The organism is Micrococcus sp. 116, assembly GCF_902506395.1.
Classification (GTDB): Bacteria; Actinomycetota; Actinomycetes; order Actinomycetales; family Micrococcaceae; genus Micrococcus; species Micrococcus luteus.
The window spans coordinates 1,594,730-1,621,359 of record NZ_LR732370.1 but is presented as its reverse complement, the minus strand read 5'-3'; the positions used below and the strand labels follow the sequence as shown (position 1 = coordinate 1,621,359).

Sequence of the window (26,630 nt, the reverse complement as noted above, 5' to 3'; positions counted from 1 at the left end):
GCGGCGGGCCGGGTCGACGGCGGAGCGCGGCCGGGGCCCGACGTCGGCCGGGCCCGGGTCATTCTCCCACGCGGGCGGGGTGACGCTCAGCCGGCGGTGAACCGGGCGGCCAGGGCCTGCCGGTCGGTCTTGCCGGTGGAGAGCAACGGCAGGGCGTCGAGGGCGAGCCACGTCTTGGGCACCGCGGCCGCACCCAGCGCCTCGCGCACGTGGGCGCGCAGGACGGCCTCGTCGGGGGCCGCGGCCGGGTGGGCGGGCACGACGGCGGCGCACAGCCGGGCGCCCCACTCGGGATCCGGCACGCCGGCCACGTGGGCCGCCGCGACGCCCGGGTGCGCCTCGAGCACCGCGGTCACCGCCGCCGCGGACACCTTCACCCCGCCCGTGATGACGACGTCGTCCAGGCGGCCGGTCACGGCCAGCCGCACGCCGCCGTCGTCGGTGGGGGAGAGCATGCCCGTGTCCTCGGTCAGGAAGGCGCGGGCGCCGTCCGCGGCGGGGACGAAGTGGGCGGCGGTGCGGGCGGGGTCGTCGAGGTAGCCGGCCGCCACCATGGGCCCGGCCAGGCGCACGTGCGGCGGGGCGTCGGGGTCGTCCGGGGCCACCGCGACGGCGACGCCGGGCAGCGGCACGCCGTCGTAGACGCAGCCGCCGCACGTCTCGGCCATGCCGTAGGTGGCGGTGAGACGCACCCCCGCCGCCTCGGCCGCGGCCCGCAGCGCGGGATCGAGCCGGGCGCCGCCCACGAGCACGCGGTCGAAGGAGCGCAGGGCCGCCCGTCCGGCCGGGTCGGCGTCGGCCGCGAGGAGGCGGGCGAGCTGGGTGGGGACGAGCGAGACGAGTCGGGGGCCGGCGTCGTCGGGCAGGGCGGCCGCCCCGGTGGCGAACGCCGCGGGGGTGAAGGGGCCCGGTGGCAGGGCCACGGGTGCGGTCCCGGCCGCGATCGAGCGGGAGAGCACGGCGAGCCCGGCCACGTAGTGCACGCCGAGGGCCAGCAGCCACGCCCCCTCGCCGCCGAGCCGCCGGGCCGTGGCCGCGGCCGAGGCGCGCAGGGCCGTGCCGGTCAGGACGATCTGCTTCGGCGTGCCCGTGGACCCGGAGGTGCGCACCACGGCGACGGCGTCCGGGTCCCCGCAGCGGCGCGGGTCGCGGGCCTCGGGCCGGGGGCGCGCGGCGCCGTCGGCGGTCAGCTCGACGGGGGCGCCGCCGTCGAAGGCCGCGGCGAGGGCGTCCGTGGCGCGGGCGAGGGCGTCGGCGGTGGCGGGCATGGCCCCGAGTGTAGGAGGCCCGGCGGTCGGACGGACCCGCCCGGTGGGCCTGATCCGCCCGGCCGGTCAGAGCAGGAACGGCACGGTGGCGATCTTGACCACCATGATCAGCGCGAACAGCTGGGCGTACCCCTCGGTCACGCGGGCGTCGGTGGACCGGGAGAGCGCGTAGTCCAGGATCGCCGGCTGGCCCGTGATGCCCGCCAGCGCCCCGAACGTGCGATCCACGGACTGCCCCAGCAGCCGTGCCGCGGCGATGAGCAGGGCGGCGGTCAGCGCGGTGAGCACGGCGGACATCAGGATGGCCAGCCCGCCGACCCGGGTGAACACCGTCTCGATGAACGCCGGGCCGGCGGCCAGGCCCACCACGCCCAGGAAGAGCATGAGGCCGAACTGCCGCAGCGTCAGCGCGATCTCCGTGGACGGCTCCCACACCGTGGGTCCCGTTCGGCCGATCGCACCGAGGGCGAGGCCGACGAGGATGCACCCGGCCGCCGGGCCGAGGGAGAAGGAGGCCCCGCCCGGAAGCGGGATCGTCACCATGCCCAGCAGGTAGCCCAGCGCCATGCCCGTGCCCAGGGAGATCCAGTCCAGGTTCGAGAGCCCCCGGGTCGAGTTGCCGAAGAAGTCGCGCACCGCCTCCATCCGCGGCGCGGTGGTCACGATGAGCACCCGGTCGCCGACCTTGAGCTCGGTCTGCGGGGTGGCCAGCGACTCGACGTCGTCGCGCCGCAGCCGGGCGACGTCGGTGCCGAAGCGCTCGCGCAGGGACAGCGTGCCCAGGCGGCGATCGGCCAGGGGGCGGGCCGTGACGATGACCATGGAGGTCTGCAGCGGGTTCATCACCTGCGCCGGGTCGGCGTCGGTGCGGCGGCCGAAGGCCTGCACGGCCGCGTCGATGTTCTTCTCCGTGCCGTCCAGGACGACCTCGTCCCCGGGTTCGATCCGGTCGGCGGAGCCGGCGATCCGGGCCACGCCGCCGTGGCGCAGCGCCACCACGCGCACCAGCCCGTCGGAGATCCCGGGGATCTCCCGCACGGCGAGGGCGGAGGTGGCGGCCGCGGCGGTGAAGCGCAGCTTGCCGTCGGTCACCGGCGCCGGATCGCGCGGGGAGCTGTTCCACGGGCGGGCGGCGAGCAGGGTGATCGCGATGATGGTGCCGACCACGCCCACCAGGTAGGACAGCCCGTAGCCCACGGCCGGGGCCTGCCCGCCGGTGAGCTGGTTCGCCAGCGCCATCGCCGGCGTCGCGGTGAGCGAGCCCGTCCACACGCCGATCGCCGTCGGCAGGTCCATGTGCAGCAGCGCGGCCAGGGGGTGCACCGTGAAGGCGGTGAGGATCACCACGACGACGGCGGCCAGCATCAGGGGCAGGTTGCGGCGCAGGTCCCGGAAGAACACCTTGCCGGCGCCGAGCCCGATCAGGTAGGCGAACAGGGCCAGGCCGAAGCTCTGGAACAGGGCCAGCCGGTCGCCGACGTCGGGCAGCACCGCCCCGACGAGCAGGCCCACGAACAGTGCTCCCGAAGCGCCGAGGCGGATCTTGCCCAGGGGGATGGTGCCGACGGCGGCGCCCAGGGCGACCGTGGCCATGAGGACGAGGATGGGCTGGTCGTTGAGCAGTGCGAGCATGGGCGGGTCTCCGTCCTGCCGTGGTGGTCGGTCAGAAGTGGTACGGGAAGGCGGACCAGTCCGGGTCGCGCTTCTGCAGGAACGCGTCCCGGCCCTCCACGGCCTCGTCCGTCATGTAGGCCATGCGCGTGGCCTCGCCGGCGAAGACCTGCTGGCCGGCCATGCCGTCGTCGGGAAGGTTGAACGCGAACTTGAGCATGCGCAGGGCCTGCGGGGACTGACGGTTGATGTCCGCGGCGTACTCGAGGGCGACCTCCTCGAGGCGCTCGTGGTCCACGGCCTCGTTCACCGCGCCCATGGCCACCATCTCCTCGGCCGAGTACTCGCGCGCCGTGAAGAAGATCTCGCGGGCGCGCTTCTGGCCCACCTGCCGGGCGAGCAGGGCCGAGCCGTAGCCGGCGTCGAAGGAGCCCACGGTGGCGTCCGTCTGCTTGAACTTCCCGTGCTCGCGGGAGGCGAGGGTGAGGTCCGCGACCACGTGCAGCGAGTGGCCGCCGCCGGCCGCCCAGCCGTTCACGACGGCGATGATCGCCTTGGGGGAGGTGCGCATCAGGCGCTGGACCTCGAGGATGTGGAGGCGTCCGGCGCGGGCCGGGTCGATGGTCTCGGCCGTCTCCCCCTCGGCGTAGCGGTAGCCGTCGCGGCCGCGAATGCGCTGGTCCCCGCCGGAGCAGAACGCGTGGCCGCCGTCCTTGGGGGAGGGGCCGTTGCCGGTGAGCAGCACCGTGCCCACGTCCGGGGTCATGCGGGCGTGGTCGAGGGCGCGGTAGAGCTCGTCCACGGTGCCGGGCCGGAACGCGTTGCGGACCTCGGGGCGGTCGAAGGCGATGCGCACCGTGGGCAGGTCGCGCACCCAGCGGCCGTCGGCGTCGCGCTCCACCTGGCGGTGGTAGGTCAGGTCCTCGAAGTCGAAGCCCTCGACCACGCGCCAGCGCGTGGGGTCGAAGATGTCGGAGACCTTGTCCGGAAGCCGGTCGCGGTCCGGGTGCTCGGGGCTGTGCGGGGTCATGGCATCGAGTCTAGGTGTCCCCCCGGACCCCCACCGCTCGAGGTGATGTGTGTCACCGTGGGGGACGGGGGCCGGCGACGGTGCCCGGACGCGGGCGGGCGCCGCCGTGGGCTCCTCGCTCAAAACGTCTGGGCGAACTCAGGAGAGAAACGCAGCATGCTTTTCCAGATTATTCCATCAAATCCTGTCGCATCCACCACTTCAACCTGCCCTTTAAAGCACCCGTTTCCCGAATGAAAGTGTTCTGGGAAATTCCCAGTTCCCAAATAGAATCGGGGCTCGAGGGGAAATTGACTAAGCGCCCGGGTGCGCGAAGCCGGCCAAGTGCTCGTGTGGCAACAGGCAATCGGCCAGCTTGTGTACCAGAGGCGCGAGGGCGGCTGGGGTCTCCTCCCTGAATCGGACGACCTCAGCAGGCAAAAAAGGTCAGGCCGGTGAGGAAGATCTGCTGGGCCGTCGTTCCATCGGTGGACGCGAAGTACAGAGTGAAGGAGTTGATCGGGCCGGCGTAGGTGACCACGGACCGGTTCGCCTCGGTGTCGGACCTGACCTCACCGGCTGACACGGCCCTCACGGGCGATCCGGTCGTCCCGTTGCCCTGCAGGGGGGGGGCCGTTGGTCACGCTGGTGGGTTCGGGGTCGAGCACGATGGCGTCACGGTACCCCTTGTCCAGCCAGTCGACGTCGGCAATCGTGAACTGGAGGTTGGTCACGGGGCGGCTGAACGTGATCGTGAGTCTCTGCCCGCCAGAGCCGGACTGCTGGAGCAGCAGACCGTCCGCCCTCAGGTCTCCGAGTCCGTTGTAGCCCTGGTTGATGCCGCCGGCCGAGGTGAGGTTGTTGGGCGTCAGAGACTTGCCGCTGTCGGCGACGGTGTTCAGGGACAGGGTGATGGGAGTGCGGCCTGCGGCTGACCACGTGTAGGTGGACGGGGGCGTCCCATAAACGTTGGCCTGGGTGAACCTGCCCGTGAACGCGGCCGGGTTCGCGCATGAGACGGCGAAAGCCGGGGCTGCGGCGGCGGCTGCCACGGCCGGAACAGTCCAGGCCAGTCCGTGGGCCACGGTACGGCGGGACAGGGAAGGGGGCGAGGCGGGTGACTGAGGGTCCGTGAAGGACATGGGTTTCTCCGATGGTAGGGGAGCCGCCCGGCGGGCAGGTTGCCCAGCGTCAGCGCAGCGTTCGATTCACGGTGCTTCAAAGCATAGGGGTATCGCTGGCATCCTCGATAATCGGTGAGGGTTGCAGCTCCCCGGAGAGAGGGGCCGGATCGCCGGGCGGGCCGGTCAGTCCACCCGCTCCGTGGCCCCCAGTGCCGTCAGCAGGAACGCGTACTCCCACGCGGTGTCCTCCCAGCCCTGGTACCGGCCGGACGCGCCGCCGTGGCCGCCGTCCATCTCGGTGCGCAGCAGGATCGGGGCGCCGCCCTCGGCCAGGGGCGTGGTCTGGTCGCTCGTCACCGTCCGCCGCAGCTGGGCCACCCACTTCGCCGGCTCGACGTAGTGCACGCGGGTGTCGTTCAGTGAGGTCACCGCGGCGATGGCCGGGTAGTCCACCGCCCGCACGTTCTCATACGGGGTGTAGGCACGAATGGCCTCGTACACGGCCGCGTCCTCGATCGGGTTGCCCCACTCCTCCCACTCGAGCGCGGACAGCGGCAGCTCCGGGTCGAGGATGGTGGTGAGCGCGTCCACGAACGGCACCACCGCCAGGCACGCCCGGTACAGCTCCGGCGCGAGGTTCAGCACCGCGCCCATGAGCAGGCCGCCGGCCGAGCCGCCCATGCAGGCCACGCGCGCCGGGTCCGCCCAGCCGAGGTCCACGAGGTGCCGGGTGGCGTCCACGAAGTCCGTGAAGGAGTGCCGCTTGGCCAGCTTCTTGCCGTCCTCGTACCAGCGCCGGCCCAGTTCGCCGCCGCCGCGCACGTGCGCGACCGCGAACACCACGCCCCGGTCCAGCAGGGACAGCCGGGCCACACCCAGCACGGGGTCCATGGACATCTCGTAGGAGCCGTAGCCGTACACCACGCACGGGGCCGTCCCGTCCGGCTTCACGTCGCGGCGCCGGATCACGGTGACGGGGATCCGCACGTCCTCCCCGGTCACCGACGACGGCTCGGACGCCGGCGCCCACACGCGCTCGGCCACGTAGTCGGCCGGGTCGTAGCCGGGCACCTCCGTCTCGCGGCGCAGGTGCACCTCGCCCGTCGCCGCCGAGACGTCCAGCACGCGCGCGGGCGTGATCCAGGACGTGTAGGCCAGCCGCAGGAACGGGGACTCGGCCGCCGTCGCGGACAGATGGCACGCGTAGAGCTCCTCGTCGAACGCGGGCTCGCGCCAGTGCGCGGCCTGCCCGGCCAGCACGGCGTCCAGCTCGGTGACGACGACGCGCGGGGTCGTCTCCCGGCGCACGGCCAGGGCGGCGTGGGTCAGGGTGACCATGACACCGTCGACCTTCACGTCCTCGCGGTGCGGCACGACGGTGCGCCAGGCGCCGCGGTCGGCGACGTCCGCCTCGGCGACCACCGAGAGCATCCCGTTGGGCGCGGCGACGGGGGCGCCGTCGTCGTCCAGGGCGCGGTCGTGGACCACGAGCAGCCGGCGGACGCCGTCGGCGTCGGTGACGGGCTCGACGTCGGCGAGCATCCGCCACGCGCGGGGGATCAGCACGCGCGGGGCCGGCAGGGGCGCGGCGGGGTCCTCCGGCAGGTCGACCACGAGGGTCTCGGAGACCTCCGAGTTGCCGACGCCGATCAGCAGCTGGGTGCGGTCGGCGACGCCCTCGAAGCCGGTCCACATGCCCGGGTCGGCCTCCTCGTGCAGGAGCACGTCCTCGGCCGGGTCGGTGCCGAGCACGTGGGCCTTGACCTGGTACGGCCGCCACGAGTCGTCCCACACGGTGTAGAACACGCGGGTGCCCGAGCGGTCGAAGCGGACGCCGTGGGCCACGTTCTCGACCGCGTCCGGCAGGTCCTCGCCCGTGGCGATCTCGCGCACGCGCAGGGTGAAGCGCTCGTCGCCGGTGTGGTCCACGGCGTAGGCCACCCGGGTGGCGTCCGGGCTGATGTGCAGGCCGCCGAGCGCGAAGAACGGGTGGCCCTCGGCCTCGGCGTTGCCGTCCAGGATCACCTGCTCGCCCGGCAGGGCGGCGTCCGGGGTGATGACGGGCGGGGTCCAGTCGGCCTCGAGGTCGCCGGTGTCGCGTGCGGGCACGCGGCAGTGGATCGGGTACTCGGCGCCCTCGCGGGTGCGCACGAAGTACCACCACCCGTCCCGGCGGGCGGGCACGGAGCGGTCCGTCTCCACCGTGCGGGCCTTGATCTCGCCGACGATCGCCTCGCGCAGCGGCGCCTGGTCCGCGGTCACGGCCTCGGTGTACGCGTTCTCGGCGGCCAGGTGCTCGAGCACGCGGGGCTCCGCCTTGCCGCGCAGCCACTCGAAGTCGTCCTGGAACGTGTGGCCGTGGTGGCGGCGGGTCACGGGCTCGGCGGAGACGGACGGCGGGACGGGGGCGTGCGACGTGGTCTGGGGCATGCGGCCCATCCCATCACGTCGCGCGGGGCGGGGCCGACACCCCGCGCCGCACACGACGACGGCGGCGCACCGGTCCGGTGCGCCGCCGTCGGGGGTGGCGGGTCAGTTCAGGCCGAGCGATGCCCGGACCACGCCGAGCCCGAAGTACGCGACGAACGCGAGCGCCACGAACCACAGCAGCGGGTGCACCTCGCGGCCGCGGCCCTGGCCCGTGCGGATCACCGCGTAGGCCACCACGCCGGCGCCGATGCCGTTGACGATCGAGTAGGTGAACGGCATGAGGATGAACGTGAGGAACGCGGGGAAGGCCGCGCCCGGGTCGGACCAGTCGATCTGCACCACGTGCTGGCACATCATGAACCCGACCACCACGAGCGCGGGGGCCACGGCCTCGAACGGCACGAGGTGGATGAGCGGGGAGAGGAACACGGCTGCCAGGAAGAAGAGGCCGGTGAACACGGAGGCCAGGCCGGTCCGGGCGCCCTCGCCGATGCCGGTGCCGGACTCCACGAAGATCTGGTGTGCCGAGCCGGAGGCGCCGCCGCCCACGGCGACCGCGAGCGCGTCCGCGGCGAGCACCCGGTTCAGGTCGGGGATGGAGCCGTCCGGGTTCACGGTGCCGGCCTCGCGGGCCAGGCCCACGGAGACGCCCATCGCGTCGAAGAACACGGAGAGCAGGATCGCGAACACGAGCAGGGAGGCCATCAGCCCGCCCACGGAGGTGAAGGCGCCGAACAGGTCCACGCTGCCGAGCAGGTGCAGGTCCGGGGCGGTCCACTCGGGCAGGGAGGGGGCGATCAGGGACCAGCCGGTGGGCACGGCGTTCCCGTCGGCGTCCACGGAGGGGCCGATGTGGAACACGGCCTCCAGCACGTTGGCGAGGATCGTCGCCGCGACGATGCCGATCAGGATGGCGCCGCGCACCTTGCGGATCACGAGGACCGCGGTCAGCAGCAGCCCGACGACGAAGACCAGCACGGGCCAGCCCTCGAGCTCGCCGCCCGTGCCCAGGCCCACCGGGACCGTGGTGTCGGCGGCGTCCGGCAGCCGCCGCACGAACCCGGCGTTGACGAGGCCGATCAGTGCGATGAACAGGCCGATGCCCACCACGATGCCGGACTTCAGCGCCTCCGGGACCGCGTCGAACACGGCACGGCGGAAGCCGGTCACCACGAGCAGCAGCATCACGAGACCGGCGAGGGTGACGAGGCCCATCAGCTGGGGCCAGGTGAGCCCCGGCGTCGTGGCGATGGTGATGGAGACGAACGCGGAGACGCCCAGGCCCGCGGCCACCGCGAACGGGTGCCGCGCCCACACGCCCATGACGATGGTCATGACGCCCGCCACGAGCGCGGTGACGGCGGCCACGGCGGGGATGCCCAGGGTGTTCCCGGCCGAGTCGGGCCCGGACAGGATCAGCGGGTTCAGCACCACGATGTAGCTCATCGCCAGGAACGTGGCGAGGCCGCCGCGGAACTCCTGGCCCACCGACGAGCCGCGCTCGGTGATGCGGAAGTACCGGTCCAGGGCGCCGCGGGCAGCGGCGGGGGACGGGGCGGGCGAGGGCGGTGGAGAGGCGGTGCGGGAGGCCATGGCACCAGCGTAGTGACCCGGTCCCACGACGATCGCGCGCGTGCCGTCCCGCTACGCTCGCGGGCATGCGTCCCCGCTCCGCCTCCGCCGCCCGCACCCGGGAGGCGCTGCGCGACGCCGTGCAGATCTACGCCCCCTCCACCGTCTACGCCGTCGGCCTGGGCGCCATGACGCCCGCGCTCGCGGTGGCGGCGCTGGCCCTCGGCCTGGACGCGGCGCGGGCGGCTGCCGTCGTGCTGCTGGTGGGGCTCGGCTCGCTCGTGGCCAACGGGCCGGCCTCGGCGCTCGCGGCCCGGGCGGGGGAGCGGGTCACCATGGTCGTCTCCGCCGGGCTCGGCACGGTCGGCGCGGGTCTGGCCTGGGCGACGACGGCCGGGGTGTCCTCCGGGCCGTCGGCGGCGGGGGTGGCCGAACCGGGGCGGTTGGCGCTGTTCCTGGCCGCGGTGCTCGCCGTGGGCATGGCCGGGGCCGGGTTCAACCTGGCCCGCCAGGCGTACCTGGCGGTGGCGGTGCCGGCCACGCACCGGGCCCGCGCGATGTCCACGCTCGGCGGGACCGTGCGGATCGGGACGTTCCTGGGCCCGTTCCTGGGTGCCGCCGCGCAGGCCCCGCTCGGGCTGGACGGCGCGTTCGCCGCGGCCGCCGCGGCCATGGCCGTCGGCGCCCTGCTGTGCCTGCGGATCCGGGATCTGCCGGTGCCGGCGTCCGATCCGGCGGCGGGGGAGGAGCCCGGCCCGGCCGGTCGACCCCGGCTGCGGGACGTGGCGCGCGCCCGGCGCGGGGCGTTGCTCACGGCCGGCTTCGGTGTCGTGGCCGTCTCCGCCGCCCGCGCGGCGCGCAACGCCGTCATCCCGCTGTGGGCCACGCACCTGGGCCTGGACGCGGCGACGGCGTCGCTCGTCTTCGGCCTGGCCGGCGCGGCGGACCTGCTGCTCTTCTACCCCTCGGGCCGGCTCATGGACCGCTTCGGCCGGCGCGCCGTGGCGGTGCCGTGCCTGACCCTGCTGGGGGCGGGGTTCCTGGCGATCAGCCTCACCCGGGAGCCGACGGCGTTCGCGGCGGCGGCGGTGCTGCTGGGCATCGGCAACGGCTTCGGCGCGGGGATCGTGATGACCCTCGGGGCGGACCACTCGCCGCCGAACGCGCGCGCCCCGTTCCTCGGTCTGTGGCGCTCGATGTCCGACGCGGGGATGCTCGCCGGGCCGCTGCTGCTCTCCGGGGCGACCGCCGCGGCCGGGCTGGCCGTCGGCGTCGGCTCCCTCGCGGTCGTCTGCGGTGTCGGAGCGGTCGTGTTCGCCGCGGTGCTGCCGCGCGGGCCGGGGGCTGTGGCGGACCCGCCGCCCGTCGTCGTGCGCTCGCGCTGACCGGGGCGCCGGACCGTCGGCTCAGTCGGCGGTCTCGTCCGGGGGGATGGTCTGCCCGGAGGCCTGGTCGTCGAAGACCATGTACGTCTGCGTGTCGACGACGCTCGGCAGGGTCTGCAGTTCGTCGAAGATCACACGGCGCAGGTCGGCGGGGTCCCGCGCGCGGACCAGCAGGATCACGTCCATGTTCCCGCCCACGAGGGAGACGTGGGAGACCTCGGGGATGGCCAGAAGCGTGGCGCGCAGCTCTCGCCAGTCGTGCTGACGCAGCTTCATGGTCACGTGGGCGGAGGCCCCGAAGCCGACCTTGACGGGGTCGACCCGCACGGTGAAGCCTGTGATCACGCCCGCGTCCTGCAGGCGGTTCAGACGCGAGTAGCAGTGCGCGCGGGAGATGTGCACGCGCTCGGCCAGGGCCGCGACGGACATCCGCCCGTCCTGCGTCAGTTCGCGGACGATCGCGCGGTCCACGCGGTCCAGCGGCTCGGCGGCCATGGCTCCTCCTGGGGCGGGGCGGACGGGGTCGGCCACGCGGCGGCGGACCGTCTACGTGGCACGAGTCACAATAGCAGTTCGTCCGATGGAGTGCCTGGTTTGCACCCGATTGTCTCGTGATCACGGGCGAGCGCGCGACACATTGATCCTCTTGGGCACACTGAAGGCCACAGATCGAGAGGACCCGCCATGAGTGACCCCACCCCCGCCGTGCCCGGGGCCGTCCGGACCGACGAGGCCGAGACCCGCCCGAACGCCGGCGCCGCCTTCGGCATCTCCCTCGAGGAGTACCTGCTCCCCGCCGCCCGCCGCATCCAGCTGATCGGCGAGGACGGCACTCTGCTGGCCCCGGAGGAGCAGGGCACCGAGCCCGGCCACGAGTATCCCCTGCCCTCCGACGAGGAGCTGCTGGCCGCCTACCGCCACCTCGTCATCGGCCGCCGCGTCAACGACCAGGCCTACGCCCTGGTGCGCCAGGGTCGCATGGCCGTCTATCCGTCCTCGCATGGCCAGGAGGCCTCCGAGGTCGCCGCCGCCGTCTGCCTGGGCGAGGACGACTGGCTGTTCCCGACCTACCGCGACACCGTGGCCGTGATCGCCCGCGGCGTCCCGCCGCTCGAGGTGATGGTGGCCTACCAGGGCACCTGGCATCAGGGCTACGACCCCCAGAAGCACCACGTCTCCATCCAGTCCACGCCCCTGACCACCCAGATGCTGCACGCCGTCGGGATGGCCAAGGCCGCCCGCCTGCGCGGCGAGGAGGTCGTGTGCCTGGCCATGGTCGGCGACGGCGGCACCTCCGAGGGCGACTTCCACGAGGCGCTGAACTTCGCGGCCGTGTTCAAGCTGCCGGTGATCTTCTTCGTGCAGAACAACAAGTTCGCCATCTCCGTGCCGTTCGCCAAGCAGTCGGCCGCCCCGTCCCTGGCCCACAAGGCCGTGGGCTACGGCCTGGCCGGCGAGCGCGTGGACGGCAACGACCTCGGCGCCCTGCTGGCCGTGCTGGGCCGCGCCGTGGAGCTGTGCCGGCAGGGCCAGGGCCCCTTCCTCGTGGAGGCGGACACCTACCGCATGCAGGCGCACACCAACACGGACGACCCCTCGCGCTACCGCGACGAGGCCGAGGTGAAGGAGTGGGAGGCGCGCGACCCGCTGCGCCGCATGACCGCCTACCTCGAGTCCACCGGTGCCCTCACCGAGGAGGTCTCGGCCCAGATCGCCCGCGACGCCGAGGACGTCGCGCAGCAGCTGCGTGACGCCATGAACGCCGAGACGGAGCTCGATCCGCTCGAGCTGTTCGACCACGTCTACTCCGTGCAGACCCCGCAGCTCGCCGCCCAGCGCGCGCAGCTGGCCGAGGAGCTGTCCCGTTCCGAGAACCAGGAGGCCTGAGCATGGCGACCCTGACCTTCGCCGCCGCGCTCAACGCGGCGCTGGCCGACGAGATGGCCGCCGACGACATGGTGGTGGTGTTCGGCGAGGACGTCGGCACCCTCGGCGGCGTCTTCCGCATCACGGACGGGCTGACCGCGCGCTTCGGCGAGGAGCGCTGCTTCGACACCCCGCTGGCCGAGTCCGGCATCGCGGGCATGGCCGTGGGCATGGCCCTCGGCGGCGCCCGCCCCGTGATCGAGATGCAGTTCGACGCGTTCGCGTACCCGGCCTTCGAGCAGATCGCCTCGCACGTGGCCAAGATGCGCAACCGCACCAAGGGCGCCACGCCCATGCCGATCACCATCCGCATCCCCTACGGCGGCGGCATCGGCGGCGTGGAGCACCACTGCGACTCCTCCGAGTCCTACTACGCGCACACCCCGGGCCTGAAGGTGTACACCCCGGCCTCGGTGAAGGACGCGTACATGATGCTGCGCTCGGCCATCCGCCTGGACGACCCGGTGGTCTTCATGGAGCCCAAGAAGATGTACTGGACCAAGGCCGAGCTCGACCTCGATCAGCTGCGCGCCGAGTTCGAGGAGGGCTGGGCCCGCGTCGAGGACAAGAAGGAGCACGGCGAGGCCTGGGCGCGCGCCGCCGTCGTCCGCGAGGGCACGGACGTCACCCTCGTCTCCTACGGCCCCTCCGTCCCCACCTGCCTCGCCGCCGCCCACGCGGCCGCGGAGGAGGGGCTCTCGGTGGAGGTCGTGGACCTGCGCACCGTGAACCCGCTGGACGAGGACACGATGGCCGCCTCGGTCGCCAAGACCGGCCGCGCCGTCGTCGTCGCCGAGCCGCAGGGCTTCGCGTCCGTGGCCTCCGAGCTGGTGGCCCGGATCCAGCAGCGCTGCTTCCACTCGCTGGCGGCGCCCGTGGGCCGCGTGACCGGCTTCGACATCCCGTTCCCCGCGCCGAAGCTCGAGGAGCACCACCTGCCGAACATCGACCGCATCCTGGACGCGATCGACGACCTGAACTGGGACCTGGACGCCGAGGAGGCCCGCGCATGAGCAACACCTTCCTGCTGCCCGACCTGGGCGAAGGCCTGACCGAGGCCGACATCGTCCGCTGGCTCGTCGCCGAGGGCGACACCGTGGCCGTCGACCAGCCCATGGTCGAGGTCGAGACCGCCAAGGCCCTCGTCGAGGTGCCGAGCCCGTACGCCGGCACCGTGCTGACCCTGCACGGCGCCGAGGGCGAGACCATGGACGTCGGCAGCCCGCTGATCACCATCGGCGCGGCCGGCGAGTCCGGTGAGGGCTCCGCGCCCGCCGCCGGCACCGAGGCCCTGGCCGTCCCGCCGGCCACCGGTGCGGCCGCTGCCGAGGCCGCCCGCCCCGGCGCGCTGAGCTACCGCGAGGAGGAGATGGCCGGCGTCCAGCCGAAGCCGGACAAGGCCCGCGGCGGCGACGGCGACGTCGCCGGCTCCGACGACGAGGCCTCCGGCGCCGTGCTCATCGGCTACGGCACCTCCGGCCACAGGGCCACCTCCCGCAGCCGTCCGTCCAAGCGCGGCCGCGGCGCCGCCCGCCCGACACCGGCCCCCACGGCCGGGGCCGGCGCCCCGCGCGTGACCTCCCCGATCGTCCGCAAGCTCGCCCGCGAGAAGGGCGTGGACGTGGCCGCGCTGACCGGCACGGGCCCGGACGGCCTGATCACCCGCGCCGACGTGCTCGCCGCGGCCGAGGGCTCCGCCCCGCAGGCCGCCCCGGCCCAGGCCCCGTTGGTCGCAGCCGTCCCGGCGGCCGAGGCCGCCGCGCAGCCGGGCGCCGTGGACGGGCGGACCGGCCTGGCCGTCGTCGCCCGCACCCCGATCTCGGGGGTGCGCAAGGTGATCGCGGACCAGCTCTCCCGCTCGCGCCGCGAGGTCCCGGAGGTCACGGCGTGGCTGGACGTGGACGTCACCGCCCTGCTCGAGCTGCGGGCCTCGCTCAAGGCGAAGGACTCGGAGAACGCGCCCTCGCTGCTCGGCCTGATTGCCCGCTTCACCCTGGCCGGCCTGCGCCGGTACCCGGTGATGAACGCGCGCATCGAGGCGGGGGCGGACGGCAAGGACGAGATTGTGGAGGTCGACGGCGTCCACCTCGGCCTGGCCGTGCAGACCGACCGCGGCCTCATGGTGCCGTCCGTCGAGCACGCGGAGAAGCTGTCCGCGGACGAGCTCACCGCCGCGGTCAACGACACCGTCAGCCGCGCCCGCGCGGGCCGGGCCGCCCCGGCCGAGCTCACCCGCGGCACGTTCACGCTGAACAACTACGGCCCGCTGGGCACGGACGGCGCCACGCCGATCATCAACGTGCCCGAGGTCGGGATGCTCGGCATCGGCCGGATCATCGACCGCCCGTGGGTCGTGGACGGGGAGATCGTGGTCCGCAAGGTCACCGAGATGACCGTGACCTTCGACCACCGCGTCACCGACGGCGCCACCGCGAGCGCGTTCCTCACGTTCGTGGCGGACTGCCTCCACGACCCGACGGCGGCCCTCGCCCGGATCTGATCCGGACGATCCCCGCCCGCCCCGACCCCGGACGAGCCCTGCGATGTGGCGGCCATACCTCGCGGAAGGCCGCCACATCGCAGGGCTCGTCGCGTGGTGGGGGTGCGGTGAGCGTGCGGGGAGGGGTCAGTCCGCGCGGCCGCGGCGAAAGGCCGTGCCGAGCGCGCCCCACAGCAGGACCGCGGGGGAGGCGCTGAGCAGGATCCCGGCCGGCTCGGCCGCCGGGTGGGGGCCTGCGCCGCTGGTCGCGGGGGTGTCGAGGGTGAGGGCCAGCAGCGTCAGCCCGGCCGCCAGGCCCGCGACGCCCAGGGACCAGAGCGTGGCCTCCACGCCGCGGGCGCCGCGCGGTACGGGCCGCGGTGCGCCGTCGTACCGGGCGAACGGCACGGCGAGCAGGCCCCAGGCGGCGGACACGAGCGCCGCGGCGGCCATGTCCGACGGCCGGTGCCAGGCCTCCGTGTAGGCGACGGCGCCGGTGCAGGAGCTCACCACGGCGCCGAGGACGGTGGTGAGAGGTCGCCACCGGGCGGGCACGAGCAGCAGCGCGGCCACCGCGGCGCCCGTCGCGAGCGTCATGTGGCCCGAGGGCAGTGAGTTGCCGCCGGACCACGGGACCCCGTCGGCGTGCTCGGGCCGCGGAAGCGCCGCCTTGAGCAGCTGCGTGGTGAGGTTGGACCCGGCCAGCACGAGGAGGGCGAGCAGCCCCCGCCGCCGCCACCGGGCCACGGCGAGCGCGCCGAGCGAGGCCAGCGCCATGCCGACCGCCAACGCGAGCGGCAGGATCCGCACCACCTGGGAGGTCACGTCCGGCACGGTGTCCGCGTAGCGCTCCTCGACGGCGCGGAACACCTGGTACTCGAGCACCTGGCCGGCGGAGGACCACACCAGGGCGGCGTAGACCAGCACGACGCCGGCCACGCACGCGGCCAGCGCCAGCCACCACGTCCACGAGGGGAGGCGGCGCGGGGCGCGGGGTCATGCAGGCTTCATCGGACGGTCACGCCCCCGTCGCCGTCCCGTCCTCCGCGCCCCGGAGCCGCCTGCCTAGCCTGGGGCCATGACCCGCGTGCCCCCCGCCCACGGACATCGCCCGGCCCTCCGCGACTCCACCGGCTCGGCGCCCGGCCCGGGCGTCGAACCGGGCGCCCGGCCCCGTCTCTCGGCCGAGGACCTGCTGGCCGCCCGGGACGCCCTGGCCCCGTTCGGCCGGCTGAGCCGGCAGGAGCCCATCGAGTGGGCCGCCGAGGAGCCCCTCGCCCCGGACCTGGCCGACTTCTACCGCTACGTGGGGCCGGAGTGGCTGGAGATCGACACCCTCGGCCTGCCCGTGATGTTCTTCCCGCTGGACCGCCTGTGGGACGAGCAGGCCGGCTACCGGTGGAACCACCGCACCGGTGCGCTGCTGGTGGACTGGAACGACGACTGGACCGTGGTGGCCAAGCAGGGCGCCGACCCGTTCATCCACGCGGCCTCCACCGGTCAGGTGCTCATGGCCCCGGGAGACGAGGGCTGGGAGGACCGCCTGGACGAGCCGCGACCGGTCTTCCGGGACCTCACCGAGATGACCCGCGCGCTCGCGGCCGTGGGCACGGCGTGGGCGCGCTTCGACGACCCGTTCACCGCCGACTGGCATCTCACCGAGGAGGTGACGGCCGCCGTCGTCGCCGGCCTGGAGGGGGTGCTCGGCGCCCACGACCGCGCCGTGGACCTGGCCCGCGCCCTCGGCTACCTCCGCGCCGTCTGAGCCTCGGCGCCGTCCCGGGCGCCCCACGCTGCCGGCGCCCGTCGGAACGGGAGCCGAGCGCCCTTCCTACACTGGCCGCATGAGCACCGCCCCCGCCCTGCCCCCGCTGCCCGGCGCGCCGGGCGGTCCCGCCCTGCCGAGCGTCGAGGAGCTGCTGGCCGACGCCGTCGCGGTCGCCCTGCCGATGCGCGTGAGGTTCCGCGGCACGGACCTGCGCCACGCCCTGCTGCTGCGCGGCCCGGCGGGCTGGGCCGAGTTCTCCCCGTTCCCGGAGTACGGTCCGCACGAGTGCGCCGCGTGGCTGGCCGCCGCGATCGAGGCCGGCTGGCAGGGCTGGCCCGCCCCGGTCCGCCAGACCGTCCCCGTCAACGCCACCGTGCCCGCGGTGGCCGCGGACGACGTCGAGGCCGTCCTGGCCCGCTACGGCGACGGCATCACCGCGGTCAAGGTCAAGGTGGCCGAGCACGGACCCGAGGGCGGTCTCGTCCCCGGCGGCCGCGAGGCCGACCTGGCCCGCGTGCGGCGGGTGCGCGCGCTGCTGCCCCACGCGCAGGTCCGCGTCGACGCCAACGCCGGCTGGACGCCCGCCGAGGCCGTCGACGTGCTCACCGCGCTGGCCGACGTCGGCCTCGAGTACGCGGAGCAGCCCGTGCCCGGCATCACCGCCCTCGCGGAGGTCCGCGCGGAGCTGCGCGCCCGGGGCGTCCCCACCCCGATCGCCGCGGACGAGGCGGTCCGCAAGGCCGAGGACCCGCTCGCCGTCGCGGCCGCCGGGGCCGCGGACCTGATCGTGGTGAAGGTCCAGCCGCTCGGGGGCGTGCGCCGCGCCGCGGCGATCGTGGCGGCCGCGGGGCTGCCCGCGGTGGTCTCCTCCGCGCTGGACACCTCCGTGGGCATCGCCGGCGGCGCCGCGCTCGCCGCCTGCCTGCCGTCCCTGCCGCACGCGTGCGGGCTCGGCACCGCGGCCCTCTTCGAGCACGACGTCGTCGCCCCGGCCTGGCGCCCGCGCGCGGGGGCCCTCCCGGCACCGGGGGAGCGGGCACCCGCCCCCGACCCGGAGCTGCTCGACCGCATCCGGGCGGACGGGACGCGGCAGGCGTGGTGGGCCGACCGCCTGCGCGCGGCCCACGCGGTGCTGGCCGCGCAGGGCTGACGAGCCCGCCCGGTCCCCGTCGACGCGGGGCATGTGAGCCGGATTACAGCATGTCGACGGGGCGAAATCCGGCGGCCGGGAAGAGTTCAACTCGCGGCCACCTGGGCGTGGCTCGCCGCTCGGAGCGAGGGGCCAAGGTGATGGCGGCCCCGGCCGGTCTCACCCCGGGGTCGTCTCCGGCCCGGCACCGGACCCCGGACCATCCCCACGACGCGAAGGACCCCGTCATGCTGAAGCGCCTCCTCCCCATGGCCGGCCACACCCGTGGCAACCGCTCCGCCGTCACGTGCGAGCTCAAGTGCGGCAACGCGTGCGCCCACCCGGTGCCCAACACCTCGGCGAACCCGACCTTCCAGCAGATCGCGGAGACCGCCATCTCGCGCCGCTCCGCCCTGGTCGGCGGCACCGGTCTCGCCGCCGCCGTCGTCATCGGCTCCCAGGTGGCCCAGGCCCCCGAGGCGCTCGCGGACAACGGCCGGCGCCCGACCGGCGGCGGCAAGCTCCCCTTCGAGCCCATCGCGCCGGTGAGCCGCACCGTGGACACCATGACCGTGCCGGAGGGCTACGACTGGGGCACCGTGATCCGCTGGGGCGACCCGCTGTTCGCCGACTCCCCGGAGTTCGACATCGAGCACCAGACCGGTGCGTCGCAGGCCGCCCAGTTCGGCTACAACAACGACTACCTGAACATCATCACCGACGGCGGCAACGACCGCTCCGGCTACCTCGTCTCCAACCACGAGTACACCAACGAGAACATCATGTTCTCCCCGGAGTACATCGCCTCGAACTTCGAGGACGTCGTCAACGTCGGCCTCCAGGCCCACGGCCTGTCCATCGTGGACCTCAAGCGCGCCAAGCGCGGCGCCCCGTGGGAGTACGTCCGCGGCGGCCGCCGCAACCGCCGCATCACCGGCACCACCGAGTTCGAGGTCCGCGGCCCGGCCGCCGGCCACGCGCTGCTCACGACCGTCGAGGACCCGACCGGCACCCGCGTGCTGGGCACCCTGAACAACTGCGCCGGCGGCACCACCCCGTGGGGCACCGTGCTCTCCGGCGAGGAGAACTTCAACCAGTACTTCAAGGGCCGCGGCACGGCCGAGGAGAAGCGCTACGGCATCTCCGCCGCCGCCACCAGCCGCGGCTGGGAGAAGGTCCACGACCGCTTCGACCTGACCAAGCCCGGCTACGAGAACGAGGCCAACCGCTTCGGCTGGGTCGTCGAGATCGACCCCGAGGACCCGACCTCCACGCCCGTGAAGCACACCCTCCTGGGCCGCTTCAAGCACGAGGCCGGCACCGCCGTGATCTCCCCGTCCGGCCACGCCGTGGTCTACTCCGGCGACGACGAGCGCCACGACTACCTGTACAAGTTCGTCTCCGCCGAGAAGGTCCGCGAGGGCGACAAGAAGCACAACATGCGCCTGATGGACAAGGGCACCCTCTACGTGGCCAAGTTCTCCGGCGACTCCCCGGCCGCCCAGATCGACGGCAGGGGCACCCTGCCCTCGGACGGCGCCTTCGACGGCTCCGGCGAGTGGATCGCCCTGGCCGACGAGAAGACGTCCTTCGTCCCGGGCATGTCCCTGGCCGAGGTCCTCGTCTACACCCGCCTCGCGGCAGACAAGATGGGCGCCACCAAGATGGACCGCCCGGAGGACGTCGAGACCAACCCGGTCACCGGCAAGGTCTACGCGGCCCTGACCAACAACACCAAGCGCACCGCCGTGGACGAGGCCAACCCGGTCATCGGCAACCGCGACGGCCACGTCATCGAGATCACCGAGCGGGGCGGGGATCACACCTCCACCACCTTCACCTGGGTCATCCTGCTGCTCGCCGGCGACCCGGCGGTCTCCTCCTCGGCCTACTTCGCCGGCTACCCGAAGGAGAAGGTCTCCCCGATCTCCTGCCCGGACAACCTGGCGTTCGACTCCGAGGGCAACCTCTGGATCTCCACCGACGGCCAGCCCGGCACCATCGGCTACGCCGACGCGCTGCACAAGGTCACCCTCGACGGCGCCGAGCGCGGCCGCGTCCAGCAGTTCCTCGCCGTCCCCCGCGACGCCGAGACCTGCGGCCCCGTGATCCACGACCGCGACAACTCCGTGTTCGTCAACGTCCAGCACCCGGGCGAGGACGGCACCTGGGGCGCGCACACCTCCTCCTTCCCGGACTTCCTGAGCCCGACCGGCCCGGTCCAGGTGGGCGACAAGGTCGCGGCCCCGCGTCCGTGCGTCGTCCAGGTGTTCAACGCCACCGGGAACAACGGCATCGGCAAGGGCGCCGGCAAGGAGAAGGGCAACAAGGGCAAGGGCAACGGCAACGGCAACGGCAAGGGCAACGGCAAGGGCAACGGCAACGGCAAGGGCCCGAAGGGCTGACCCCCGCCTCCGCGAGGACCCTCGACGAGGCCGTCACGGCCGGCGCCACCGCGTCACCGTGGCGGCCTCGCCGCGTCCGGGGCCCGTCCGCGCCCGGGCCTAGACTGGTGGCCACCATGACCTCCGTCGACTCCCTCTCCGTGGCGCGCGCCGTCGCCACCGCCCTGATCGACGCCGGCATGCGGGACGCGGTGGTCTGCCCCGGCTCCCGCTCCGCCCCGCTGGCCTACGCGCTCGCGGCCCTCGAGCGCGCCGGCGAGGTCCGCCTGCACGTGCGGGTGGACGAGCGCTCGGCCGGCTTCCTCGCCCACGGGCTCTCGCTGGCCTCGGGGCGCCCGGTGGGCGTGCTGACCACCTCGGGCACCGCCGTCGGGAACCTGCTGCCCGCCCTGATGGAGTCCATCCACGCCGGCACGCGCGTGATCGCGCTGACCGCGGATCGTCCGCCCGAGCTGCACGGCACCGGCGCAAACCAGACCACGGGCCAGAGGGATGTGTTCGGCACGCACGTCCGCCATGCCGCCTCCCTCGGCTGCGACGCCGCCGACGGCGTGGATGCCGAGCAGCATCTGCGCCACGTGCGGGCCACCGTGCGCCGGGCCCTGCTGGCGGCCGAGGGGGTCGTCGCGGAGGCCGGTTCCGACGACGGCGCGCCCGGTCCGGTGACGATGGCAGAGGCCCCGGCCGGGCCCGTCCACCTGAACCTGCACTTCCGCGACCCGCTCGTGCCGAGCCCTGAGGAGGCGGCCGCCATGGGCGCCGCCGCCGCGGCGCCGCACACCCCTGCTCCGGCCGTCGCCCCGACCGGCGCGAGCCCGGCCGCCGCCGCGTCGACCTACCGGGCGCCCGGGGCGGTGCTCTCGGGGCTGCCCGAGCTGAACGTCGCCCGCCTGGACCAGCGGCGCACCGTCGTGCTGGCCTGCCACGGCGCCGGCCCCGCGGCCGCGGCCTTCGCGCTGTCCCTGGGCCTGCCCCTGCTGGCCGAGCCGTCGTCGAACGCGCGGTTCTCCGCCAACGCCATCGCCGCCTATCCGCTCCTGCTGGGCGCGGCCGGCGGGCGCGACGCGGACGCACACCCCCTGGCCGCCCGCATCGAACGGGTCGTGCTGTTCGGCCGGCCCACGCTCACCCGGACGGTCAACGCCCTGCTGGCCCGCCCCGACGTCGCCACGGCCCTGCACGCCCCCGAGCCCGCACCGTGGTTCGAGCCGGGCCGGCGCCGGGAGACGCCCGTGGAGACCCTCGAGGAGCTCGCCGCCTTCGCCGGGCAGGGCGAGCCCGGCTGGCTCGCCGCGTGGCAGCACGCCTCGATGCGCGCCCAGGCCGCCGTGGAGGACGCGCTCGTCACCACCGACGCCGGCGACCGGCTCAGCCCGCAGACGGTGGCGCACGTGAGCGCCGCCATGGTCCGGGGTCCGCTCGTGCTGGGCTCGTCCTCGGTGATCCGGGACGTGGACCTGACCTGGCGGCCCCCCTCGGCGCCGGACGCGGAGGTGTACGCCAACCGCGGGCTCGCCGGGATCGACGGGACCGTCTCCACGGCCGCGGGCGTCGCACTGGCGCGCGGACGGCGGACCGTGGCCCTGCTCGGCGACCTCACCGCCCTGCACGAGGCGGGCGGCCTGCTCGTGGGCCCCACCGAGACCGAGCCGGACCTCGACCTCGTGGTCGTCAACGACGACGGCGGGGCGATCTTCGCGAGCCTCGAACACGGGGCCGTGGCCGAGGCGCCCGGCATGGCGGACCCCGTCGAACGGCTCTTCGGCACCCCGCACGGCGTGGACCTGGCCGCCCTGGCCGCCGCGTACGGCCTCCCGCACACGCGGGTCACCGACCGCGTCGACCTCGTCCGGGCCCTGTCCGACCCGGTGCGCGGCCGGCGTCTGCTCGAGGTCCGCTGCGACCGCGCCGACCGCCCGCGCGTCGCCGCCGCCCTGGCCGCGGCGGTGCGCGCCACGTTCCCGCCCGCGTGCCCCGTCCCGGACCCCGCGCCGGACGCCGGCCGCGCACCGGGTCGGACAGGGCGCCCACCGCCGAGCTCGCCGCCGAGGAGGCCCCCCAGTGACCGACACGCCGACGTCGCCCGCGCCCGCCTCGACCCCCGCCGTCGTGCGCCGTGCCGACGTGCTGATCTCCGGCTGCGGCCCCGCCGGCGCCACCGCCGCCGCCCACCTCGCCGCGGCGGGGCTGGACGTGGTGGTGCTCGAGAAGACCGCGCACCCGCGTGAGAAGGTCTGCGGCGACGGCCTGACCCCGCAGGCGGTCCGGGAGCTGCAGCTGCTCGGCGTGCCCCACCGGGGCGAGCCCGGCGACGACGGCGGCTGGCGCGTCATCCGCGGCCTGCGGCTGCGCGCGGGCGAGCGCAGCGTGGACGTGCCGTGGGCACCCACCCAGACGTGGCCGGACTACGCGCTCACGCGCACCCGACGCGATTTCGACGCCCTCCTGGCGGACCTGGCGCGCACCCGCGGCGCCGAGGTCCGCGAGCGGCACGCCGTCACCGGCGTCGTGCGGGACGAGGCCGGACGCGTGGTCGGGCTGGACGCGGAGCTGATCGCGCCGAACGGCCGCAAGACCGGCCAGACCGCCCGCTTCACCGCACCGATCGTGCTCGCGTGCGACGGCGTCTCCGCCCGCGCCGCCGTCTCCGCGGGCCTGCACCGCCGCGAGGACCGGCCCATGGGCGTGGCCGTGCGGGCCTACTACACCGCCGGCGCCGCCGTCGACGGGGCGATCCCCGCCCCGCCCGGCGACCGGGGGGAGTGGATGGAGTCCTGGCTGCGCCTGCCGGACGCCGAGGGCAACCCGCTGCCCGGCTACGGCTGGCTGTTCCCGCTCGCGGACGGCACCGTGAACGTGGGCCTGGGCATCCTGGACACCTCCCCGCAGTTCGGGAAGCTGGACTACCGCGGGCTGCTGAAGTCCTGGACCGGGGCGCTCACCGCGGACTGGGGGATCGCCGAGCAGACGCGCACCTCGCGGATCCTCGGCGCGGCCCTGCCGATGGCGTTCAACCGCACCCCGCAGCACGTGCCGGGCATGCTCCTGGTGGGCGACGCGGCCGGCATGGTGTCCCCGTTCAACGGCGAGGGCATCGGGTTCGCGATGGAGGCGGCCCGCCTCGCCGCGGACCTGGCGGTGCAGGCGCACGCGGCCGGGACCGACGGCGCCGCGGACGCGATCCTGTCCCGTTACCCGGTGATCACCCAGCACCTGTGGGGCCGCCACTTCGCCCTCGGCGCCCGGTTCGCCCGCCTGATCGGCGATCCGCGCGTGATGAAGGCGGCACTGGGCGCCGGGATGGCCGCACCCCCGCTGCTGCGGGCCGCGGTGAAGGTCATGGGCAACACGGTGGACGCGCGGGGCGGCGACGCCGTCGACCGGGCCGTCCGCGTGCTCGAGGCGCTCACCCCCGCGCTGACGACCGCGGGCGGCGCGCCGTTGGGTAGGCTGGCCCGGTGACCACCGCAGACCCCGGCTTCGCCCTGCCCTCCGGCTTCGAACCCCTCGCCGAGCACGGCCGTGTCCTGGAGGTCGTGCTGACCGCGCTCGAGCAGGTCGAGGAGCAGCTGGACACCGCCCTCGGCTTCGACGACCTGTTCTCCGACACCGCCGCCCACCACCTGATGGCCGCCGGCGGCAAGCGGGTCCGTCCGGTCCTGACGGTGCTCGCCTCCCTCCTGGGCGACCCCGCCCTGGCCTCCGGCGAGGTCGCCGACGTGGACGCGCCCGCCCGCCAGGCCGCCGTCGTGATGGAGCTGACGCACCTGGCCACGCTGTACCACGACGACGTGATGGACGAGGCCCCCGTGCGCCGCGGCGCCCCCGCCGCCCACCGGCTGTGGGGCAACTCGGCGGCGATCCTGGCCGGCGACCTGATCTTCGCCCGCGCCTCCCAGCTCATGGCCGAGCTCGGCCCGCGGCCCGTGCAGATCCAGGCGGACACCTTCGAACGCCTCGTGCAGGGCCAGCTGTGGGAGACCCGCGGCCCGGCCGAGGGCGCGGACCCGATCGAGCACTACTACGCGGTGCTCTCCGGCAAGACCGGCTCGCTGATCGCCGCGGCCGGCATGCTCGGCGCGCTGCTGGGCGGGGCCGACGAGGCCGCCGTCCAGGTGATGCGCGCGTACGGCGAGAAGGTGGGCCTGGCCTTCCAGCTCGCCGACGACCTGATCGACCTCACCGGCGACGCCGAGCGGATCGGCAAGGTCCCCGGCACGGACCTGCGCGAGCGCGTGCCCACCCTGACCACGCTGCTGCTGGCCCGCGCGGCGCAGGGCGAGGGGCCGGAGGCGGAGGACGCCCGCCGGGTGCGCGCGCTCGTGGACGGGCCGCTCGACACCGACGAGCAGCTGGCCGCCGCCGTCGCCGCGCTCACGGGCCACCCCGCCATCGACGAGGCGTGGGCGATCACCCGCGGCTGGGCGGAGCAGGCCAAGCAGGCGCTCGCCCCGTTGCCGGACTCCGCCGTGAAGACGGCGCTCGAGGCGTTCGCCGACTACGTGGTCGGGCGCTCGGCCTGACACCGTGGTCCGCGGCTCCGCGGCGTCGCCGCCTCGTTCCGGGGCGGCTGCTCAGTCCAGGCGGGTCGGGGCGGGGTCCAGCGCGGCCGCGAGCTCCCGGGCCTTGAGGGCGCGGACCTCCGGGGCCACCGGGTGGCGCAGCTGCCGGTAGAGCATGTCCCCCTCGAAGCGCGGGAACACGTGCAGGTGGTAGTGCCACACGTGCTGGTTGCCGGCGGGCTCGTTGTGCTGGCGCGTGGAGACCCCCTCCGGGGCCCACGCGCGCTTCATGGCCAGCGCCACCTGCTGGGCCATCAGGGCGATGCGCTGCAGCACGCGCGGGGGCAGGTCGTAGAGGTTCTCGTAGTGCTCGGCCGGGCAGACCATGGCGTGGCCCTCGTGGTCGCCGAACCCGTCCACGGCGATCAGCACGAGCAGGTCCTCGTCCTGGTAGACGGTGTCCCCGAGCTCGCAGCGGTTGCCCGGGTCGGAGACGTCGCCGGCCACGAGCCCGCAGAACGGGCAGACGTAGCCGTCCGGGGCGTGGGAGACCGGGGCGGGCGCGGTCACCGGTCCGGCCCCTCGTCGTCGTCCTCGGGGTCCTCGAAGGTCCACGCGAGCAGGTCCGTCAGGAACTCGCTGAAGGTGCCGCCCTCGTCCTGCCACTCGCCCTCGGGCGCGTCGGCACCGGCGGAGCGCCGCCACACCAGCGGGTCCGGCAACGCCAGGTTGTCCACCGGCAGGCCCCACACGACCGTCTCGTCCGCGTCCTCCAGGAACATGAGGAAGCCGTCCCGCACCTCGAGGTCCTCGGGGTCCCACACGTAGTGGTCCGTCTCCATGAGGTCGCCGCAGTTGCCCAGGGCGAGGTAGAACTCGCGGAGAGCGGCCGGGATCATGAGCCCGGCGCCGAGCTGCTCCGCCGCGGGGGACTGGGCCAGCCGGGCGTCGACGTCGGCGGGGGCGAGGCCGTCGTCCTCGGCCCAGGCGTCGCCCAACAGGTCCGGGACGAGCCGCTGGAAGGCCGGGAGGTACACGGGGGCGGGGGGCTTGGCGGGCATGCCGTCAGTCTAGGCGTGCGCGCCCCGTCTAACCCGGACCGGACGACGCTGCAGGCGGGAGGCGTTCAGCTGGTCCACGGTGAACACCGCCAGGGACAGCCAGATCAGCCCGAAGCCCGCCCAGCGGGCCGCGGGCATCTGCTCGCCGAGCACCGTGACCGCCACGAGGAACTGCAGGATGGGCGCCGTGTACTGCAGCATCCCGAGCGTGGTCAGCGTCAGGGAGCGGGCCGCCGCCGAGAACAGGATGAGCGGAACGGCGGTGAACACGCCGAGCCCGGCCATGAGCCAGAAGTGGCCGGGCCCCTCGGTGACCGTGGTGAGCAGCCCGGCCTGCGCCAGCAGCACGCTGCCCACCACGAACACGGGGATCAGCACCACGGTCTCGGCGGTCATCGCGGTCACTGCGTGCACGGGGGAGGGGAAGCGCTTCTTCACGAAGCCGTAGAGCCCGAACGAGGTGGCCAGCCCGAGCGCGATCCACGGCACCTGCCCCATCGCCGCGGACATCACGACGACGGCGGCCACCGCGATCCCGACGGCCACCCACTGGCCCCGCCGCAGCCGCTCCCCGAGGAAGAGCACGCCGAGCAGGACGTTCACCAGCGGGTTCATGAAGTAGCCCAGCGAGGCCTGGAGCACGTTGCCCGTGGTGACCGAGACCGCGTACAGCAGCCAGTTCACCGCGATGATCCCGGCGGCCAGACCCGTGGTGCCCCAGCGGCCGGGCGTGGCCAGCGCCGTCCCCAGCTCGCGCAGGCGGCGCATCACGGTCAGCAGCAGCAGGCAGAAGATCAGGGCGAAGCCGATGCGCACCACCACGATCTCCAGGGCCCCGGCGGGCGCGAGCATCGCCATGTAGAGCGGCAGCAGGCCCCACACGAAGTAGGCGGTGAAGCCGAGGGCCAGCCCGCGCGGGTCGTCGGCCGGGGCGGGGGAGACGGTGGGCAGGGCACCGGTG

General features: G+C 74.6%; 22 protein-coding genes. 10 read left to right on the top strand and 12 right to left on the bottom strand.

Features of this window, described 5'->3' with window-relative positions; all coding sequences use genetic code 11:
• Nucleotides 1-86 precede the first annotated feature (86 nt).
• From CITRIK5_RS07525 to CITRIK5_RS07495, 7 genes are all read right to left on the bottom strand, one after another.
• A complete protein-coding gene (locus CITRIK5_RS07525) occupies nucleotides 87-1,268 on the bottom strand; it encodes an AMP-binding protein (RefSeq protein WP_020627261.1) in 1,182 nt (393 codons plus the stop codon).
• 66 nt (nucleotides 1,269-1,334) lie between these two features.
• Nucleotides 1,335-2,900 carry an aspartate:alanine exchanger family transporter gene (locus CITRIK5_RS07520; RefSeq protein WP_060973683.1) on the bottom strand — a complete coding sequence of 522 codons (1,566 nt, stop codon included), beginning with the start codon at nucleotides 2,898-2,900 and terminating at the stop codon, nucleotides 1,335-1,337.
• Nucleotides 2,901-2,931: 31 nt separating this feature from the next.
• Nucleotides 2,932-3,909 (bottom strand): 1,4-dihydroxy-2-naphthoyl-CoA synthase, encoded by a 978-nt coding sequence (locus CITRIK5_RS07515; RefSeq protein WP_049159047.1) that lies wholly within the window; start codon nucleotides 3,907-3,909, stop codon nucleotides 2,932-2,934.
• Between the two features lie 409 nt (nucleotides 3,910-4,318).
• The gene (locus tag CITRIK5_RS07510; RefSeq protein ID WP_159833435.1) at nucleotides 4,319-4,474 is read right to left on the bottom strand and encodes a hypothetical protein; all 156 of its coding nucleotides are present in this window, start codon (nucleotides 4,472-4,474) and stop codon (nucleotides 4,319-4,321) included.
• Nucleotides 4,461-4,940 (bottom strand): hypothetical protein, encoded by a 480-nt coding sequence (locus CITRIK5_RS07505; protein ID WP_159833433.1) that lies wholly within the window; start codon nucleotides 4,938-4,940, stop codon nucleotides 4,461-4,463. The genes CITRIK5_RS07510 and CITRIK5_RS07505 overlap by 14 nt, the downstream gene beginning before the upstream one ends.
• Nucleotides 4,941-5,195: 255 nt before the next feature.
• Nucleotides 5,196-7,442 carry a S9 family peptidase gene (locus CITRIK5_RS07500; RefSeq protein ID WP_159833431.1) on the bottom strand — a complete coding sequence of 749 codons (2,247 nt, stop codon included), beginning with the start codon at nucleotides 7,440-7,442 and terminating at the stop codon, nucleotides 5,196-5,198.
• A 102-nt stretch (nucleotides 7,443-7,544) separates the two neighbouring features.
• A complete protein-coding gene (locus CITRIK5_RS07495) occupies nucleotides 7,545-9,035 on the bottom strand; it encodes an NCS2 family permease (RefSeq protein ID WP_041104070.1) in 1,491 nt (496 codons plus the stop codon).
• Between the two features lie 65 nt (nucleotides 9,036-9,100).
• Here CITRIK5_RS07495 and CITRIK5_RS07490 point away from each other — a divergent pair, with 65 nt between their 5' ends.
• On the top strand, nucleotides 9,101-10,399 hold the full coding sequence (locus CITRIK5_RS07490) for an MFS transporter (RefSeq protein WP_044658902.1): 1,299 nt from the start codon (nucleotides 9,101-9,103) through the stop codon (nucleotides 10,397-10,399).
• 21 nt (nucleotides 10,400-10,420) lie between these two features.
• On the opposite strand, the gene CITRIK5_RS07485 is transcribed toward CITRIK5_RS07490, so the two are convergent.
• Nucleotides 10,421-10,894 (bottom strand): Lrp/AsnC family transcriptional regulator, encoded by a 474-nt coding sequence (locus CITRIK5_RS07485; RefSeq protein ID WP_060974097.1) that lies wholly within the window; start codon nucleotides 10,892-10,894, stop codon nucleotides 10,421-10,423.
• A gap of 189 nt (nucleotides 10,895-11,083) precedes the next feature.
• On the opposite strand from CITRIK5_RS07485, the gene CITRIK5_RS07480 reads away from it, so the two are divergent.
• From CITRIK5_RS07480 to CITRIK5_RS07470, 3 genes are read left to right on the top strand one after another with little or no spacing between them, the layout of a single operon-like run.
• A complete protein-coding gene (locus tag CITRIK5_RS07480) occupies nucleotides 11,084-12,286 on the top strand; it encodes a thiamine pyrophosphate-dependent enzyme (RefSeq protein ID WP_144861952.1) in 1,203 nt (400 codons plus the stop codon).
• Between the two features lie 2 nt (nucleotides 12,287-12,288).
• Entirely contained in the window at nucleotides 12,289-13,338 is a 1,050-nt protein-coding gene (locus CITRIK5_RS07475) for an alpha-ketoacid dehydrogenase subunit beta (protein WP_036316710.1), read from the top strand.
• Nucleotides 13,335-14,825, top strand: coding sequence for a dihydrolipoamide acetyltransferase family protein (locus CITRIK5_RS07470; RefSeq protein WP_036316711.1), 1,491 nt, complete (start codon nucleotides 13,335-13,337; stop codon nucleotides 14,823-14,825). The genes CITRIK5_RS07475 and CITRIK5_RS07470 overlap by 4 nt, the downstream gene beginning before the upstream one ends.
• A 126-nt stretch (nucleotides 14,826-14,951) precedes the next feature.
• Here the strand turns inward: CITRIK5_RS07470 and CITRIK5_RS07465 are convergent, their stop codons facing one another.
• The gene (locus tag CITRIK5_RS07465; protein ID WP_236557163.1) at nucleotides 14,952-15,743 is read right to left on the bottom strand and encodes a phosphatase PAP2 family protein; all 792 of its coding nucleotides are present in this window, start codon (nucleotides 15,741-15,743) and stop codon (nucleotides 14,952-14,954) included.
• Nucleotides 15,744-15,882: 139 nt separating this feature from the next.
• Here CITRIK5_RS07465 and CITRIK5_RS07460 point away from each other — a divergent pair, with 139 nt between their 5' ends.
• From CITRIK5_RS07460 to CITRIK5_RS07435, 6 genes are all read left to right on the top strand, one after another.
• A complete protein-coding gene (locus tag CITRIK5_RS07460; RefSeq protein ID WP_098094529.1) occupies nucleotides 15,883-16,569 on the top strand; it encodes a hypothetical protein in 687 nt (228 codons plus the stop codon).
• 79 nt (nucleotides 16,570-16,648) lie between these two features.
• Entirely contained in the window at nucleotides 16,649-17,722 is a 1,074-nt protein-coding gene (locus CITRIK5_RS07455) for an o-succinylbenzoate synthase (RefSeq protein ID WP_159833429.1), read from the top strand.
• 227 nt (nucleotides 17,723-17,949) lie between these two features.
• Nucleotides 17,950-20,106 carry a PhoX family phosphatase gene (locus tag CITRIK5_RS07450; protein WP_186313156.1) on the top strand — a complete coding sequence of 719 codons (2,157 nt, stop codon included), beginning with the start codon at nucleotides 17,950-17,952 and terminating at the stop codon, nucleotides 20,104-20,106.
• A 116-nt stretch (nucleotides 20,107-20,222) separates the two neighbouring features.
• Complete coding sequence (menD, locus tag CITRIK5_RS07445) at nucleotides 20,223-22,334, top strand: 2-succinyl-5-enolpyruvyl-6-hydroxy-3-cyclohexene-1-carboxylic-acid synthase (RefSeq protein ID WP_236557162.1); 2,112 nt, start codon at nucleotides 20,223-20,225, stop codon at nucleotides 22,332-22,334.
• Entirely contained in the window at nucleotides 22,216-23,568 is a 1,353-nt protein-coding gene (locus CITRIK5_RS07440) for a geranylgeranyl reductase family protein (RefSeq protein ID WP_236557161.1), read from the top strand. Before menD ends, CITRIK5_RS07440 begins: the two co-directional genes overlap by 119 nt.
• Nucleotides 23,565-24,629, top strand: coding sequence for a polyprenyl synthetase family protein (locus CITRIK5_RS07435; RefSeq protein WP_144824435.1), 1,065 nt, complete (start codon nucleotides 23,565-23,567; stop codon nucleotides 24,627-24,629). Before CITRIK5_RS07440 ends, CITRIK5_RS07435 begins: the two co-directional genes overlap by 4 nt.
• A 51-nt stretch (nucleotides 24,630-24,680) precedes the next feature.
• Here the strand turns inward: CITRIK5_RS07435 and CITRIK5_RS07430 are convergent, their stop codons facing one another.
• The 3 genes from CITRIK5_RS07430 to rarD all read right to left on the bottom strand — a co-directional run.
• Nucleotides 24,681-25,178 carry an HIT family protein gene (locus tag CITRIK5_RS07430; protein ID WP_159833425.1) on the bottom strand — a complete coding sequence of 166 codons (498 nt, stop codon included), beginning with the start codon at nucleotides 25,176-25,178 and terminating at the stop codon, nucleotides 24,681-24,683.
• Nucleotides 25,175-25,669 (bottom strand): hypothetical protein, encoded by a 495-nt coding sequence (locus CITRIK5_RS07425; protein WP_041104945.1) that lies wholly within the window; start codon nucleotides 25,667-25,669, stop codon nucleotides 25,175-25,177. Before CITRIK5_RS07425 ends, CITRIK5_RS07430 begins: the two co-directional genes overlap by 4 nt.
• 9 nt (nucleotides 25,670-25,678) lie before the next feature.
• On the bottom strand, nucleotides 25,679-26,630 hold a 952-nt coding region (rarD, locus tag CITRIK5_RS07420), incomplete at its 5' end, for an EamA family transporter RarD (protein ID WP_236557160.1).

Excerpts from the sequence above, each read along its gene's own strand:
- CITRIK5_RS07525 (WP_020627261.1), bottom strand. The coding sequence starts at position 1,268 with ATGCCCGCCACCGCCGACGCCCTCGCCCGCGCCACGGACGCCCTCGCC.
- CITRIK5_RS07520 (WP_060973683.1), bottom strand. The coding sequence starts at position 2,900 with ATGCTCGCACTGCTCAACGACCAGCCCATCCTCGTCCTCATGGCCACG.
- CITRIK5_RS07515 (WP_049159047.1), bottom strand. The coding sequence starts at position 3,909 with ATGACCCCGCACAGCCCCGAGCACCCGGACCGCGACCGGCTTCCGGAC.
- CITRIK5_RS07500 (WP_159833431.1), bottom strand. The coding sequence starts at position 7,442 with ATGCCCCAGACCACGTCGCACGCCCCCGTCCCGCCGTCCGTCTCCGCC.
- CITRIK5_RS07495 (WP_041104070.1), bottom strand. The coding sequence starts at position 9,035 with ATGGCCTCCCGCACCGCCTCTCCACCGCCCTCGCCCGCCCCGTCCCCC.
- CITRIK5_RS07490 (WP_044658902.1), top strand. The coding sequence starts at position 9,101 with ATGCGTCCCCGCTCCGCCTCCGCCGCCCGCACCCGGGAGGCGCTGCGC.
- CITRIK5_RS07485 (WP_060974097.1), bottom strand. The coding sequence starts at position 10,894 with ATGGCCGCCGAGCCGCTGGACCGCGTGGACCGCGCGATCGTCCGCGAA.
- CITRIK5_RS07480 (WP_144861952.1), top strand. The coding sequence starts at position 11,084 with ATGAGTGACCCCACCCCCGCCGTGCCCGGGGCCGTCCGGACCGACGAG.
- CITRIK5_RS07475 (WP_036316710.1), top strand. The coding sequence starts at position 12,289 with ATGGCGACCCTGACCTTCGCCGCCGCGCTCAACGCGGCGCTGGCCGAC.
- CITRIK5_RS07470 (WP_036316711.1), top strand. The coding sequence starts at position 13,335 with ATGAGCAACACCTTCCTGCTGCCCGACCTGGGCGAAGGCCTGACCGAG.
- CITRIK5_RS07460 (WP_098094529.1), top strand. The coding sequence starts at position 15,883 with ATGACCCGCGTGCCCCCCGCCCACGGACATCGCCCGGCCCTCCGCGAC.
- CITRIK5_RS07455 (WP_159833429.1), top strand. The coding sequence starts at position 16,649 with ATGAGCACCGCCCCCGCCCTGCCCCCGCTGCCCGGCGCGCCGGGCGGT.
- CITRIK5_RS07450 (WP_186313156.1), top strand. The coding sequence starts at position 17,950 with ATGCTGAAGCGCCTCCTCCCCATGGCCGGCCACACCCGTGGCAACCGC.
- menD (WP_236557162.1), top strand. The coding sequence starts at position 20,223 with ATGACCTCCGTCGACTCCCTCTCCGTGGCGCGCGCCGTCGCCACCGCC.
- CITRIK5_RS07425 (WP_041104945.1), bottom strand. The coding sequence starts at position 25,669 with ATGCCCGCCAAGCCCCCCGCCCCCGTGTACCTCCCGGCCTTCCAGCGG.